The sequence below is a fragment of the Proteus terrae subsp. cibarius genome (assembly GCF_011045835.1).
Classification (GTDB): domain Bacteria; phylum Pseudomonadota; class Gammaproteobacteria; order Enterobacterales; family Enterobacteriaceae; genus Proteus; species Proteus cibarius.
Window position 1 is genome coordinate 1,373,806 of sequence record NZ_CP047349.1, and the last position, 14,854, is coordinate 1,388,659.

Consider the following 14,854-nt stretch of genomic DNA (forward strand, 5'->3'; position numbering starts at 1 on the left):
ATTACACAACCCTGCCAATCGGCGGGGTTTTTCATTTTAAGGAGCCGGTAAATGGCAAATGTAGGCGAAATTGTTTATCAAGTTCAAATGGATGTTCAACAATTACTAACATCTCAACGTCAGCTAGAGCAACGCCTTAATCGTATGGATAGTAGTTTTAACCGAACGTCTCAATCAGTAAATAATACTGAACGTTCAATGCAATCTCTATCTAAAGTTGCAGCGGCTCTGACTGGTTATTTATCGGCTTCAATGGTTGCTAGTTATTCTGAGGCATGGACTGAATTAAACAATAAGCTATCTAACTCAGTTCGTGCTAGCGAGTCGCTTATTGATGTAACTCAACGAGTATTTGATATCTCTCAAGCAACACGATCTAGTCTTGATGCCACAGCAACACTCTATGCACGATTAGAGCGAGGAACGAGAGAATACAATACATCAGCGGCGGATTTGGCAAAATTAACAACGATTATTAATCAGGGATTTATTGTCTCTGGTGCTACTGCGCAGGAAGCAGAAAACGCCATTATTCAGTTATCACAGGGTATCGCTTCTGGTGTTCTCCGTGGTGAAGAATTTAATTCAGTAGCAGAACAGGGTAGTCGCTTAATGGTTGCATTGGCTGATTCACTAGGAGTAAGTATAGGTCAGCTTCGTAAAATGGCAGCAGAAGGCAAGTTGACCACTGATGTTGTTGTAAAAGGGCTATTGTCTCAGGGGGATGCTATTGGTAAAGAGTTCGCTAAAACCACTCGAACAATGTCGCAGGCATTTCAAGAAGCAGGGAATAACTTAACTAAGTTCCTTGGTGAGAATACAACAATAAAGGCATCTATTAACGTATTCAGCGATGCTGTAATTACTGCAAGTAAGAGTCTCGATGAAATGGTTTTAGCGGTTAGTCTAGTTGCCTCCGTTGTTGGCGGTAGATACATTGCCGCAATGGGGTTGGCTATCAAAGCTAAAATGCAATCAGCAGTTGCAGCAAGGCAAGAAGCGATAGCAAACCTTCAAGCTGCTAGAGTAGCTGAACACAATGCAATAATGACGGCAAGAAAGAGCGCTTTAGATTTAGCAGCAGCCAGAGCGTTAGTTGAGAAAGCGAAAACCGAATTTGCGGCCGCAAGAGGAACAAACGCAGAAGCAACCGCGCTGGCAAATTTAATTGCCGTTAGATCTGCCGCAACAACCGCGGCGATAAATCATAAGCAAGCAACGCAAGCGCAGACAGCAGCAATGGCTAACTCAGCCGCAGCAGCAAGAGCCGCTTCTGTATCTATCGGTTTAGCTAATAAAGCTCTAGGTTTTGTTGGTGGCCCAGCAGGTATAGCAATGGCCGCGGGTGCTGCGATCATGTATTTCTACCAGCAGGCAAAAGAAGCAAGAGAAGAAGCAGTAAAACTTGCAGAGGGAGTAAATCAATTAACTGCTGAAATGAAAAACATGACAAGGGAACAAAAGAGGGCTGAATCTGCCAAGTTAAAAGAAGCGCTCCCTGAGTTAAAAAATGAAGTTCTAAACACCACTGTCGCTATGAAGCAAGCTGCGGAAAAAGTAAGAGAATTAGAGGCTGATTTGGCTTTAGCTAAAGTTGGAACAAGTAAATATGAATCCATAACAAAACAGCTAGCCGATGCTCAAGATAAGTTAGCAATTGCAACTGACAACGCAACAAAGGCGTCAAATAACTACAGTCGCACAAAAAATACCATATCTTTTATTCAAGCTGATCTTAATGGTGAGTTAAAAGAGGGAATTGATTTACTAAAAAGGGAAATATCTGTTCTACCAAGTGGCGCAAAGGGATGGGATTCTTATGGTTTTTCTATTGATAGGGCGCTGCAAAAAAAGAAAGAGTTTAATGGTGAAAAAATATCTTTCGAATGGTCTAAGGAGGGGATGGATTTAAGAAAATCACTAGAGCGTGAAATGAAGCTAGCTAACGCCAAAAGTGAAGTTGATAAGAGATTATTGCAAGTTGATTTTTACATTGAAGATAAAGGGATAACAGACGAAAGGGAAATATATCAACTAAAGCAAATAGCAATAGCAACTCAAAAAGCTCAAGATGCAGCCGCTGAGCGTAACAAAACAACCAAGGAATCAACCAAAGCCACAGATGCAGCATACGAAGCATTAAAACGCCAGAGAGAAGAAATTGAGCTTTTAAACAAAGGTTACAAAGGCGGCTCTCTTGAAATGGCTAAGTATGATGCGGTTAAGGCGTTGGGTGACAAGGCATCTCCTGAACAGATTAAACTAGCTGAGAAACTTGCAGAAGATAAATACAACATTGAGCGCAATCTAGCTGATAAGAAAGCCGCACTTGAGCTTGATTTAGTCGCTAAGGCTAAAGAATCTCACGATAAACAGTTGGCAGATTTAGAGCGGATAACAAAAGATGATGTATCTCTTACTGAGCAAGCGGCAAGGCGTAAAGCTGAAATTGAAGCAGAATATCAGCACAAAATAGCCGAAATACGGGCTAATAACGCTGTATCTCCTCAAGATAATTTAAAAGCACAAGTAGACCCTGTTCAGCAACTAAAGAATGAGCACGATCGTAAACTTGCACTCATAAAAGAGTATGAAAACCAAAAGGTTTTAACTGAGCAGCAAAGCTTGGAGTTAATGAATGCCGCTAATACTCAATATGAGCAAGACCGCATGAATGCTCAATGGGAGATATGGCGTAATCAGAGTCAAGCTAATCAATTCTTAGCTGATGGGTTGGACGCATTAGGGCAACGTTCCGCTAACGTAATTACAGGGCTATTAACAGGCACTCAATCCCTTAACGATGCTTTCCGCAATGTCGCATTAACCATTGTAGACCAAGCCGTTGGTGCTCTGGTTCAAATGGGTATGCAGCAAGTTAAGAATATGATTACTGAAAATGCTATGCGTAAAGCGTCAAATGCTCAAGCGGTTGCAGACGCAACGGCGACTGGAGGTGCAATCGCAACTGCAATGGCTCCAGCCGCAGCAACAACCAGTATTGCCACAATGGGTTCTGCTGCAACTTGGGGAATGGCTGCAATGGCGGCAGCAATACCGGCCATGATTGCGCTTGCTGGCGCTCGTAAAAATGGAGGACAGGTCGGTGCAGGTAAAATGTATCGGGTTGGAGAAGGTGGCAAGCCAGAGATATTCAAGGCATCGAATGGTAATCAATACATGATACCAGGCGATAGTGGGCGGGTTATCAGCAATCGACAAATGGGTAAAGGTGGTAACGGTGTCAGCATGGGGGATATGTACTTTACATTCCAAGTTCAGGCACCGAATGGTATCACTCAAAAGGAAGCGCAGCAGATACAGCAAATGGTGAGAGGTACGGTTTATGATGTACTTGGCACCGAAATGCGTAGCGGTGGTGCTTTGGAAAAATCAAGAAGTTGGTAACGGCCACCCAAATAGGTGGCTTTTTTATTGGAGTAACCAATGGAAGAGTTTAAATGGCGGCCAGAAACGGCTTATCAGGTAGGTAATGAGCCTAAAGTGAAAGTAGCCAAGTTTGGTAACGGTTACGAACAACGAGTTAAAGACGGGATCAACAACCAATTAAAGACCTATCAACTTTCATTTATTAAACATGCTGACATAGGTAAGCAGATTGATGAATTTCTTAAGGCTCGTGGTGCGGTTGAGTCATTCTTGTGGCTAACCAGTGATGATAATTCTAAGCGTAAGTTTGTTTGCCGAGGCTGGCAGGTAACACCACGTAAATCATCATGGCAGATAGACTGTACATTTGAGGAGGTTATCGCATGAGAGAGATACCTCAAGCGATGCGCATAGACGTTGCAGACTTACAGCAAAATGCAATGTTAGATCTATATGAGGTCGATTTAAGCCGTTTTGGGGGGGATGTTTACCGGTTTCATGATGGCATGAATGGGTTATTAAAACCTATCATCTGGCAAGGTTTACGCTATGAGCCTTATCCTGTTCAAGTTACAGGATTTAGTGTAACTGCGCAGGGGGCGTCAGATAGACCTAAAATGACATTTGCTAACTTTGACGGAATGTTGACAGCCATTAACAACGACTATGATGACGCCCTAGGTGCTATCGTTACTCGCCGGCAGGTTTTAGAGCAATATCTTGATGCTGTTAATTTTCCCAACGGAAACCCACAAGCAGATCCAACAAGAGAAGTTGTTCAGAAGTATGTTATCGAGCAACGGGAAAGCTCAGATTCAGACTTTGTGACGTACATATTAGCGCTTCCAACAGAAACGGATAACGCGCTGATACCTAGGCGAGTTATTCAAGCTGACATTTGCTCATGGCGATACCGAGGTGGCGACTGTGGTTATGATGGCCCTCCTGTTGCAGATGAAAAAGACCAACTAACAACAGATCCCCTTAAAGATAAGTGCTCTCATAAATACAGTGGGTGCAAACTCAGATTTAAATCAGTCATGCCATTTGGCGGGTATTTAGGCTCAAACAAATTAGGTTAATCCATGATTGAGAAAGACATTATCGCTCACGCGAAAGCGGAAGGAGTGAGGGAGTCGTGTGGTTTAATTTCTGGCGACAAGTATTTTCCTTGCGGGAATATACACCCCGATCCACTAAACTATTTTGAAATAAACCCAAACGATTGGATGACGGCAGAGTGTTATTCAGACGTCAAAGTTATTGTTCATAGTCATCCTGACGGAAAACCTTTCTTGAGTTCTGGCGATAGAGCAATGCAAAGGAAAACAAATCTACCGTGGTGGTTGGTATGTGATGGTGTGATCCACAAGTTCAGACCAATAGCACCACTATTAGGTAGAGAGTTTAAGCATGGTGAGCAGGATTGTTACTCCATTATACGCGACGCCTATCACCTTTCAGGCATTCAGTTAGATGATTTTATTCGCCCTGATGAATGGTGGTACACAGAGCAAAATCTCTATTTAGATAACACAGTTAAACAGGGTTTCTATCAAGTTGATGAAGCTCAAGAAGGCGACATGATATTGATTTGCTTAGGCACTTCAAAACCTTGCCATGCCGCTTTGTACTTAGGAAATCAAGAGATATTGCATCACAGACCAGACAGATTGAGTAAGCGAGATACTTACGGTGGCTACTGGTTCAAATACACTCACAGCATTTGGAGGCATAAGCAATGGTCAAATTACAGTTTGCAGGCTATTTACGCCGATTTGGACGCAGGTTCGAGCTTGAGGTAAGCAATGCTGGTGAGGCCTTACGCTGTCTTTGCTATCAAATTGATGGATTGAAAAAAGAGATTAATCAAGGGCAGTTTCGTGTTCGTATCGCAGGTAATGATATGACCAAGGAGAGCATTTCTGCGGGATTAAATACACCATTAAGTGAAGGTGATGTTATTACGATTGTTCCTGTCATTGGTGGCGCTAAATCCGGTGGATGGCTAGGCATTATTGGTGGAGCAGCTTTAATTGGTGCATCGTTTTTAATACCGGGCGGATTTCTGGCAACAATGACATCGACGGCATTATTTGCTGCTGGTGTGGGAGTGGCCGCAGCGGGATTGGCAACGATGTTAACCAAAACACCTCCGGCACCGAGCATAGAGGGGCGAAACTCTGAAAGTAACCAGTATTTCAGCTCATTATCAAATAGAGTCGGACAAGGCTATCCCGTTCCTATCTGTTATGGCGAGATGGTCGTGGGTTCAAATGTAATATCACAAGGTTTGGAGACTGTTTAATGGGGAAAGGTGGTGGCGGAGGAAGTACTCCGAGATTGCTTGATGACAACTTAAAAAATAAACAATTTCTTAATGTCATTGATTTGGTTTCCGAAGGGCCAATAGAAGGCCCTGTTGGTGGTATGTCAGGCTTTTTATTGAATGGTACGCCTGTTGTAGATGAAGATGGCAATCCGAATATTCATGGGGTTGAGGTTCAATGGCGTGCGGGAACACCGACACAAGCGCCTTTAGATGGTTTTCCTTTTGTAGAGAAAGAAATACCCGTTAATGTTGAGGTGAAAAAAAATACGCCAATCTTGCGCACTATTTCCGATCAGGAAACTGACCGCGTTAGATTTACTTTGGGTGTCTCTGCCCTTGTTGGTCAAGATGATAAGGGAAATCAGTACGATGCTACGGTGGAAATGCTTATTGAAGTTAATGAGGGATCTGGTTGGGTACATGCAGAAACAGCAAGAATAACCGGTAAAATTAGCGGTCAATATTTAGAATCATATATCATCGATGCGCCTAAGAAAAAACCATTTCAAATCAGGGTTTCTCGTACAACTGAAGACAGTAAGAGTGATTTGCTGAAGAATGGCACAGTATGGGCGAGTTACACAGAAATAACTGACGCTAAATTTTCTTATCCTAATTCTGCTGTTGTCGGGATGAAAATTGATAAATCCCAATACGGTGATACGCCCAATCGCACCTATCATATAAAAGGAATGATTATCCAAGTTCCTGATAACTATGATCCAGAAACGCGCACTTACACAGGGATTTGGACGGGCCGCTTCAAGCCTGCATGGACTAATAATCCCGCATGGATTTTTTACGATTTAGTCACCAATGAACGATACGGTATAGGAGAGATGATCGGTTCGTTTGACGTTGATAAATTCGCGCTATATGCCATTGCTCGTTACTGTGATGAATTGGTTGATGATGGATTTGGCAACAAAGAGCCGCGTTTTACTTTCAATGCCTATATAATCTCTCAACGAAAAGCCAAAGAAGTGCTTGATGACTTGGCGTCTGTATTTCGCGGTATGCCTTTATGGGATGGACAACAATTAACGTGTTTTCAAGACAGACCATCCGATCCAGTATGGACGTATACAAATTCAAACGTTATTGATGGCAAATTTAAATATACATCAACAGCGAAATCAGCACGACACAATGCTATTGAAGTGTCATGGGTAAATCCGAGTAATGGATGGAGTGAAGAAAGAGAATTTATCCAAGATGATGACCTTATTCAGCGATTTGGCGGTGTAAATGTCAAGAAAGTCACTGCTTTTGGCTGTACTAGTCGCGGGCAGGCTCACAGAGTGGGTAAATGGATATTACAAACAGAAAAGCTGGAGAAAGATAGCGTTACCTTTACAACCGGACGTGAGGGGATCAACTGTATCTCTGGCGATATTATTGAAGTTGCAGATGACAGTTTTGCAGGGGTGAAGGTAGGAGGACGAGTTCTATCAGTCAATGCTCGTACTATTATTATCGATGCGCCTATTGAGTGGAAATATGATGATAAAGGCACTTTCTCATTTTTAGGAGTAGCAGGTAAATTCGTAAAAATAGAAATTCAATCTATTGATGGTGATATTGTTACTTTGCGTGAAAAACCACATGGATTGAAGCAGTATGGTGTATTTTCCATTTCAAAGAGCACGTTAACGACCAGATTATTTAGGGTAATTTCTATTTCGGAAGATAATGATGGAAATTACTTATACAACTGTGTTCAGCATGCGCCACAAAAGGAACGCATTGTTGATAGCGGCGTTGATTTTACTGGAAATCCTCCAACACAGAATGTTGTTCGCATTCCTAACATAGAGCGCCTTTCTATCGCTTATGTTAATGATAGCCCTCAAGTTCAGGCTAGGGCTATGTGGGTAACAACAACCATTAATAGAAATATTTCATTTAATGTCACTCTTTATAAAAACAGCAAGGTTGTATCTACTGGAAATACCACTGATCTAGAATACTACTTCAACGGTCTTGACGCGGGGGATTATCTTGTTGGGGTGAGAGGTAAAGACGCTAATGGAATGCTTGGTAACGAAACAAAAGTTCAAATGCTCATTGGCGCACCAAGCGCACCGAGTTCAATCACGGTTGAGTCTGGCTTTTTTGAAATAAAGCTGATCCCACATATCTCTGTACCACACACTCTAAATACTGAGTTTGAGTTCTGGTTTTCTGGTGAAAACAGAATAGATAATATCAATGAAATAGAGTCAAAGGCTGATTTTTTAGGTAGAGCTAAATTCTGGACTAAAGGACAGCTAAAGGCAGGTCATGATTACTGGTTTTATGTGAGAAGTATCAATGAATATGGAAAGTCTCATTTTGTGGAGGTGAAAGGTCAGGCTGATGACAATACCGAAGCTATCCTTGATGAATTAGCGGGGCAAATTAGTCGAGATCAACTCGCGCAAGACCTATTGGGTGAAATTAACAGTAAAGCTAACCAAATCGATATTACTGAATTACATGAGTTAATGAGGATAAATCACGATAAGCTTTTAGAAGAGTCAATGAGGCAAGGCGCGACGATTGAAGAAAGTGAAAAAAAACGGGAGGAGGCAGAAAAATTACTGGCTGAGCGGATGAATAAAGTTTCAACGGCAACAGAAGCACAGGCAGCAGCGATTAAACAAGAGCAACAAGCGCGTATTGAATCTGATCAAACCGAAGCGCAACAACGCCAATCTTTAGCGACACAACTTCGTGGTGATTATACCGGCAATGATTTATCGAAAGTCACCGCAGGACTTATTTCCGCCGAGAAGCAAGCGCGAGTTGCAGGTGACCAAGTGGAAGCCAAAGCAAGACAATCATTGGAAACACGGATGAATGGGAATGTTTCCGCGATTAATAAATCACTAGAAACCCTCACCTCGAAACAGCAAGCACAAACGCAAGAGATTTCAACGCTCAATTCAAATTTGAAAGGGAAAGCCGATAGCAGTGCGGTTAATGCGTTAAATACGCGAGTATCGAATATTGATGGCAAAGTGACGTCCGCAACCTCTCAGGTACAAACGTTATCCAGCAAATTAGATAAAGTGAAAGCCGATTTAACGGAGTCTGTGGTGGTGGATTTAGATTTATCGAAACTCAATGAAAACACCTATTATCCGGTTATTTTTCCTTTAGTGACCTCTCGACGTTACGCGTTTAAGGTTTTTAGAACCTTAGGGCAATATTCAGATAATAAACCTAGCTATGCGACTCACAGCACCAAAGGCTTTGCCATGATTGTGGAATGGCAAGTCAGTGGTTCTGGATGGGGAACACAGTCTGAAAACCGCATCATTGATAATTTTGATTGGCGATGGACAAATCAATCTCCTGTGATGGGACCCGCTCAATTAATAAATGGTTCTGTGGAATATATTTATTTGCGGGGAGGGGCAAAATATCAGTTAACTAAACACAAAAGTGTTAACCATCAAATTATCACCAGCACTTATACCAATAACAAACAATCTGTGGCACCGAAAGGGTTTGTGGCGAATGAAGTACCTAAGTCCAGCGAACAGAAAGCCAATGCAATGGCGAATGCGGTAAATCAACTTGAAACCAAAGTGACTGAGGTTTCAGGTAAAGTGACCTCTACCGCTCAGCAAGTCACTCGTTTAGAAAGCCAAGTGGGTACAAGTTCAGCCAAAATCGAACAAACTTCGAAAGTGGTCACAGACATAAATGGCAAAATTTCGGCATCATGGACAATGAAAGTCCAACAAGATAGCAAAGGGAATAAAGTCATTACTGGCATTGGCTTAGGATTCAATGCGCAAGGAAATAGTCAATTTCTGGTTAATGCCCAAAACTTTGCAGTGATATCGTCATTAAATGGCAAAGTGGTGACACCGTTTGTGATCCAAAATGGACAAGCTTTTTTCAATGATGCGTTATTTAGCAAGGCAACCATTGATAAATTATCAGTAGGTAAAAAAATCAAATCCACCAATTATTTAGCCGGCAAGAAAGGATTTAATATTGATGCCACAACAGGGAATGTGGAATTAAATGATGCGGTATTTCGTGGACGATTAGATATTAACTCAGGAGGAACAAAAGGGCGGTTAGTGATCACGAATAATACTATTTATGTTTACGATGAAAACAATCAGTTAGCGGCAAAAATAGGTTATTTAGGGTAGCGTATGAAGTTTATTGTTTTAATTACAGCATTATTATTGTCAGGGTGTACCTCTGGATATAAGAAAGTCGATTGCCAAGGTGTTTACCAAATAAAAACTTTTCACTATCAACAACCTGTATTAGTAAAGTTTGATAAAAAGAGAGAAACTATTAATGGGCCTCTTTATCATGCTGTACCTCAATTAGGATTTAAATTCTTAGGAGGATGGGTATCTCCTGATGCCGTAGAGGATTTCTCATGTCGTGGGGAATAGAAATATATGAAAAAGGAAAGCCAATAAAAATTACTGGGCGTTCGTTTATTTTTGACCAAATAGCGGTCAATCAGAATGGCAGTAAAACTTATAATAATATTCCTAAAGGGCGGTCATTGGCCGCCTATATTGTAGCTAGAAATCGAGGATCTTATTTCACTGTTAGAGTCGAGAATAATAAAATTTCGTGGAATTCTCTACGCGGTAGTCAATCGATTAATGGAATTATTATGGTACTAATTAAATGAGTAAATATGGTGCATTATTTTTTAATCAGGGCATTACCGAAGAATTAACACCCTATGAATCAGCCGTATTTTTAAAGAAGATAAAAACTAAGCCGGGACTAATTAAAATTATCGAGGGTAATAATAACGCAGTGCCACTTATTTTTATTCGAGTTCTTAATTCCTCTAATCCATCATTAGGTGGATTATCTGAAGTAATTTATGAGAATAATGCGTGGTGTGTGAATTTAATCGATACTATTCAAGGCAATTCAGCAGAATATGAGCTCTATGTATTTGTGAAGTCTTCTTATCATATTTCACTTCATCCTCAAAAATGGGGGATTCAAATCTATCATAAAGGTGCTATTACACACGCTTCAAGCCAAAGACCGCTTAATTTATTAGAGGGAAATAATTTTGTACTCACAGGAAATAATTGGAGTGGCGTGGATGTCGGTTTTCCCTGTGCAGTATTAATTACAACAATTGGGCATATTGGGATGATGGATTCGATGGGAGGAAAAACAATTAGGGTAACTCTTTGTGGACGAGGTAATCGTATTATTCCTCATTCCATGATAGTAGCCGGACAGATGTCAACAACCTCACTAGGAAAGCAGTATTTTTATATTGATGTAAGTGAGTATGGTGGGTGAAATTGTCTGTATGATGTTTTATCAATAAGTGTAAGAGAAAAAATCAGGACACCAATAAGACCCCAGAAATTTATAACTAATTGATTATATAAATCAGTCGGTTCTATCGAGCATCGGCTCTACTCTGTTTTCAAATACTGCACCGAACTCCCATCAGGCAACTACTTGCCTCTCTCACGATAAAATGCCAATCGTTCGTTAAAATACTCGCGCAGATGTGCTGGTTGTTGTCGTTCAACTTCCACGGCAACAACGGGCATATTGCGTGGTGTTTATATTTTATTGAAATAAAACATGTAGCCACAATTAGGGCATAATAAGATTAGGTTTTTCTTAAGTTTGTGTTTGTTTTGTTTAGCTACGTAAGAACAGCTTGGGCAGGTAACTTCTACTAGTGCGTCTTGAAACATTCTTATCACATTAAAAGCTTTCATATCTTTCACCCATTATAGGGATATCGTGATTCAGTGTACGCTACTTTGTATTTAATTGCTCAATTTTTGTTCTTTTATTTGTGGTGACAATTTTTATTACACCACATGATAAAGCACAGCAAGTACGTTTGAGTATTTAAGGTGCCAGAAACTGCCTGTTGGTTAGCCAACTACCACACACTCACCTTCAATAAAATCCTCTCCGTCATCTTCGCATTTCACAAGACGACACTTTCCACATAAGCCATATCGACTAACGACACAACGAACACCAGGAGAGCTACTTGAGCCTTGGTGTTTGTTTTGTCGTCTCTCATAGCTAGATATTTTTTCTAACAAGCCATCTTTAACCATGCTATCTAATGTTCTGCGAGTAGATTCGAGAATACTTTTCTTGTTAAAAGAATCCTATCCTTTAAGCATTAAGCTACACCAGAAACCTCAAAAGGAGGGGCGCCTATTTCGCCAGCTACTCATGCAAAATTATCAGGCTTAAATAATTCCATTATCTTTTTTTCTTTCTGGATTAGCTTCATGAGGTTCATAACAGCTCCAGCTAGTTTTTGGATAGGTGGAATTAAAAATGAGGAGGTGGTATAAAAGTATCACCTTTCTTTTTTTTGCATTCATGTCTTATCTAAAAATAACCTCTAAAAATCCAAAAGGGGTATTTATGGGGGTATGAAAATTTATTTGTATGTTTATTTTTATATAAATCAGTGTGTTAACCTATTTATTTTGTTCTCTCCTCCTCCGCCATCTCATCATCTCCTAGTGTCTCCTGAAGTCTCCTAATCCCAGTAAAATCAAGCATTACAACAAAATCATTGTTTTCTGATGTCTCTTGAAAGCTCTACCATTTTTTGTATAGTTTTTTGTATAGCTAGAGTGGTTGTTAAGTTATTTTAGAAACTCTAATATACTCAAGGTATATTTAACAATTGAAAGTATGGATACGAATTTTTTGTTAAAGCCACTTCAATTACTGCTGGTATAGCTGAGATAGCGTTGATAGTCTTTGCCTTTAGTTTAATTAGGCCTGTTGGTATTTTAGGATATTTCTTGTTTAATTTTCAATAAAATATTAATCAATTATTATTGAGAGAAAGTAACCTTAACTTTTAAATAATATAATAAAAATTGATACAGAGAAGCTACACTTCTCTGTATTTTTCTATTTGATTCAGATTACAAAGATAAAATTCGTTCAGATATTAGTGACATTAATTTCTCCGATTGAACATCGGTGATTATCATCGTATTCATACGACATTCATTTAAATTACTATTATTTTTAGGTGGTCTTAGATCATCATGGACTGTTGCAAAACTTAAACCAAAAAGTTTGCGTGATTCATATTCAATATCAATATGTCCATTTATACCAGTGAAAATATCCGGGCGGATTAGATAACCTATTACACAAGGATCATGTAAGAAGGGATCAAATGCAGCATATCCACGAGACATTTTTGCTGCTGTTCTAGCAATGACATTACCTTGCTCTAACGACTGACATAAACCTGCTCGAATATCAGCTTTATGTGTGACATCTAATCCCAACATAGTAATGTGTTCTGCTGTATCAAAGACAATATGTGCCGCGTGTGGATCGACATAAAAATTGAATTCGGCTGCTGGTGTTATATTCCCATTACAAAACGCAGCCCCTCCCATTAGAACAATATCTTTCACATTATCCTTAAGTCTTGGTTCTTTTAGCATTGCCATGGCGATATTAGTAAGTGGTGCTGTCGGGCAAAGAGTGACTTCTTTAGGATTAGACATCACAGTATCAATAATAAAATCGACGGCATGTATATCGGGATAAGTGTAATTAGATTTTGGTAACATCACACCAGCAAGGCCGTTATTACCGTGTACTTGTGTCTTACTTCCCCGACGTGCTATCAAAGGTCGTTCACACCCTCTGGCTAAAGGAATATCAGGTCGAGACACAAATGAAAGAATATTACGAGCATTCTCATGAACTTTATCTAACTCAACATTTCCAGCGACTGTTGTGATCCCCAATACTTTTATTTCTGGTGATGCCAACGCCAGTAAAATAGCAATAGCGTCATCTACACCTGGATCACAATCTATAATAATTTTAGTCATATACTTCTCCTTTGATAACTTACGTAACATATTGAATAACAACTAGAATTAAAAATATGACTCATAAACTAAATATTAATTAATAAAAATACCGACCATAGTTGCAGATAAGCAACTCACTAACGTTGAACCTACAATCAGTCTAAAACTATTCGCCGCTACCATTTTTCCATGTTCTTTACTGATACTGGCGACACAAGCAATAATCATTCCGACTGAACCAAAATTTGCGAACGAAATTAGGAATACAGAGATAATGGCATCTGCTCTTGGGCTCAGATCATCCAATTTGATATAGTCAACCATTGCAACAAATTCATTCGTTAAAATTTTTGTGGCAATAATTTGCCCGAACTCAATACTGTCCTGCCAAGGGACACCAAGCAAAAATGCAATAGGAGAGAAAATATAACCAAGAAGGCCTTGGAAACTTATTCCTATGAGGCGTAAAAAAATATCATTCAACATGCTAATTAGAGCAATAAAGCCAAGAAGCATTGGAACTATCGCTAGAATTAATTTAAAACCATCGAGCATATGCTCTGTTAGTACTTCAAAAAAACTATGATGTTCATTTTTAGGGCCAGAAAAATGGTTCGATATCTCAATAGGATCATTAGGGTTAATAATGGAAACAATAACGAAAGTACTAAAAAAGTTTAGGCAAACACCAATAAATACAAACTGAGGTGATAACATTTGAGTATAAGCGCCCAATATTGCGATATCGACAGTAGACAACGAACATGCAGCTATTGTATACATCTGTGGTTTTGTTAAATTGGGTATGTATTCTTTAATCGAAACATATACGGCCATCATACCTACAATGACAGCACTAACTGCTGAAAACGATTCAAGTTTACCTACTTTGGCTATTTTATTAATAAGGTATCCGATAGTAAGAATAATCAAACGTAGAATACCAAAATATTTTAATATCCCAATAATTGAACAAATAAATACTAAAGGCATTAGAGCAACAATAACGAACACAATAGGTGTTTTTGTGCTTATATCTCCAAATACAAAATCAATTCCTTTATTTGCATGATGTACTAAATACTCTATACCTATATTCGTCGTATTAAGTATTGAGATCCCAATAGATGTATGTAGAAGAATAAAAGCAACGAAGGCCTCTATTAATAAAAGAATAATAATAGGAATAAATTTTCTTTTTATTTTATTAGCATTAAAACTAATAGAAGATGCCACTATAAAAATTAAGAGAAGGCTAATAATGAAAATTAAATATTTCATAACGACCTCGATTATATAA

14 protein-coding genes are annotated in these 14,854 nt (G+C 39.5%); 9 read left to right on the plus strand and 5 right to left on the minus strand.

Annotation, left to right across the window (positions count from 1 at the left end; all coding sequences use genetic code 11):
- The first annotated feature begins 51 nt into the window (after positions 1-51).
- The 9 genes from GTH25_RS06355 to GTH25_RS06395 are packed head-to-tail and all read left to right on the plus strand — an operon-like array spanning position 52 to position 11,017.
- Positions 52-3,408 (plus strand): tape measure protein, encoded by a 3,357-nt coding sequence (locus tag GTH25_RS06355; RefSeq protein ID WP_164530429.1) that lies wholly within the window; start codon positions 52-54, stop codon positions 3,406-3,408.
- A gap of 39 nt (positions 3,409-3,447) precedes the next feature.
- The gene (locus tag GTH25_RS06360) at positions 3,448-3,777 is read left to right on the plus strand and encodes a phage tail protein (protein WP_109850493.1); all 330 of its coding nucleotides are present in this window, start codon (positions 3,448-3,450) and stop codon (positions 3,775-3,777) included.
- Positions 3,774-4,472, plus strand: coding sequence for a phage minor tail protein L (locus GTH25_RS06365; RefSeq protein WP_164530430.1), 699 nt, complete (start codon positions 3,774-3,776; stop codon positions 4,470-4,472). The genes GTH25_RS06360 and GTH25_RS06365 overlap by 4 nt, the downstream gene beginning before the upstream one ends.
- A gap of 3 nt (positions 4,473-4,475) precedes the next feature.
- A complete protein-coding gene (locus tag GTH25_RS06370; protein ID WP_164530431.1) occupies positions 4,476-5,195 on the plus strand; it encodes a C40 family peptidase in 720 nt (239 codons plus the stop codon).
- Positions 5,132-5,698 carry a tail assembly protein gene (locus tag GTH25_RS06375; protein ID WP_089503237.1) on the plus strand — a complete coding sequence of 189 codons (567 nt, stop codon included), beginning with the start codon at positions 5,132-5,134 and terminating at the stop codon, positions 5,696-5,698. The genes GTH25_RS06370 and GTH25_RS06375 overlap by 64 nt, the downstream gene beginning before the upstream one ends.
- Entirely contained in the window at positions 5,698-9,876 is a 4,179-nt protein-coding gene (gene gpJ / locus GTH25_RS06380) for a TipJ family phage tail tip protein (RefSeq protein WP_164530432.1), read from the plus strand. The genes GTH25_RS06375 and gpJ overlap by 1 nt, the downstream gene beginning before the upstream one ends.
- 3 nt (positions 9,877-9,879) lie before the next feature.
- The gene (locus GTH25_RS06385) at positions 9,880-10,131 is read left to right on the plus strand and encodes a hypothetical protein (RefSeq protein WP_089503239.1); all 252 of its coding nucleotides are present in this window, start codon (positions 9,880-9,882) and stop codon (positions 10,129-10,131) included.
- On the plus strand, positions 10,116-10,379 hold the full coding sequence (locus tag GTH25_RS06390) for a hypothetical protein (protein WP_088495928.1): 264 nt from the start codon (positions 10,116-10,118) through the stop codon (positions 10,377-10,379). Before GTH25_RS06385 ends, GTH25_RS06390 begins: the two co-directional genes overlap by 16 nt.
- Positions 10,376-11,017: a hypothetical protein gene (locus GTH25_RS06395; RefSeq protein ID WP_098943619.1), complete on the plus strand. Its 642-nt coding sequence runs from the start codon at positions 10,376-10,378 to the stop codon at positions 11,015-11,017. The genes GTH25_RS06390 and GTH25_RS06395 overlap by 4 nt, the downstream gene beginning before the upstream one ends.
- A 161-nt stretch (positions 11,018-11,178) precedes the next feature.
- Here GTH25_RS06395 and GTH25_RS19335 read toward each other — a convergent pair whose 3' ends face one another.
- From GTH25_RS19335 to GTH25_RS06415, 5 genes are all read right to left on the minus strand, one after another.
- Positions 11,179-11,277 carry a DNA polymerase III subunit theta gene (locus GTH25_RS19335; protein WP_226892316.1) on the minus strand — a complete coding sequence of 33 codons (99 nt, stop codon included), beginning with the start codon at positions 11,275-11,277 and terminating at the stop codon, positions 11,179-11,181.
- A gap of 12 nt (positions 11,278-11,289) precedes the next feature.
- On the minus strand, positions 11,290-11,451 hold the full coding sequence (locus GTH25_RS19340; protein ID WP_215534280.1) for a YnfU family zinc-binding protein: 162 nt from the start codon (positions 11,449-11,451) through the stop codon (positions 11,290-11,292).
- A 162-nt stretch (positions 11,452-11,613) separates the two neighbouring features.
- Positions 11,614-11,805, minus strand: a complete 192-nt coding sequence (locus GTH25_RS19155; RefSeq protein ID WP_004247006.1) for a hypothetical protein — start codon at positions 11,803-11,805, stop codon at positions 11,614-11,616.
- 834 nt (positions 11,806-12,639) lie between these two features.
- Entirely contained in the window at positions 12,640-13,572 is a 933-nt protein-coding gene (locus tag GTH25_RS06410) for a nucleoside hydrolase (protein WP_098943613.1), read from the minus strand.
- A 75-nt stretch (positions 13,573-13,647) separates the two neighbouring features.
- Positions 13,648-14,835 (minus strand): NupC/NupG family nucleoside CNT transporter, encoded by a 1,188-nt coding sequence (locus GTH25_RS06415; protein WP_075673149.1) that lies wholly within the window; start codon positions 14,833-14,835, stop codon positions 13,648-13,650.
- Positions 14,836-14,854 lie beyond the last annotated feature (19 nt).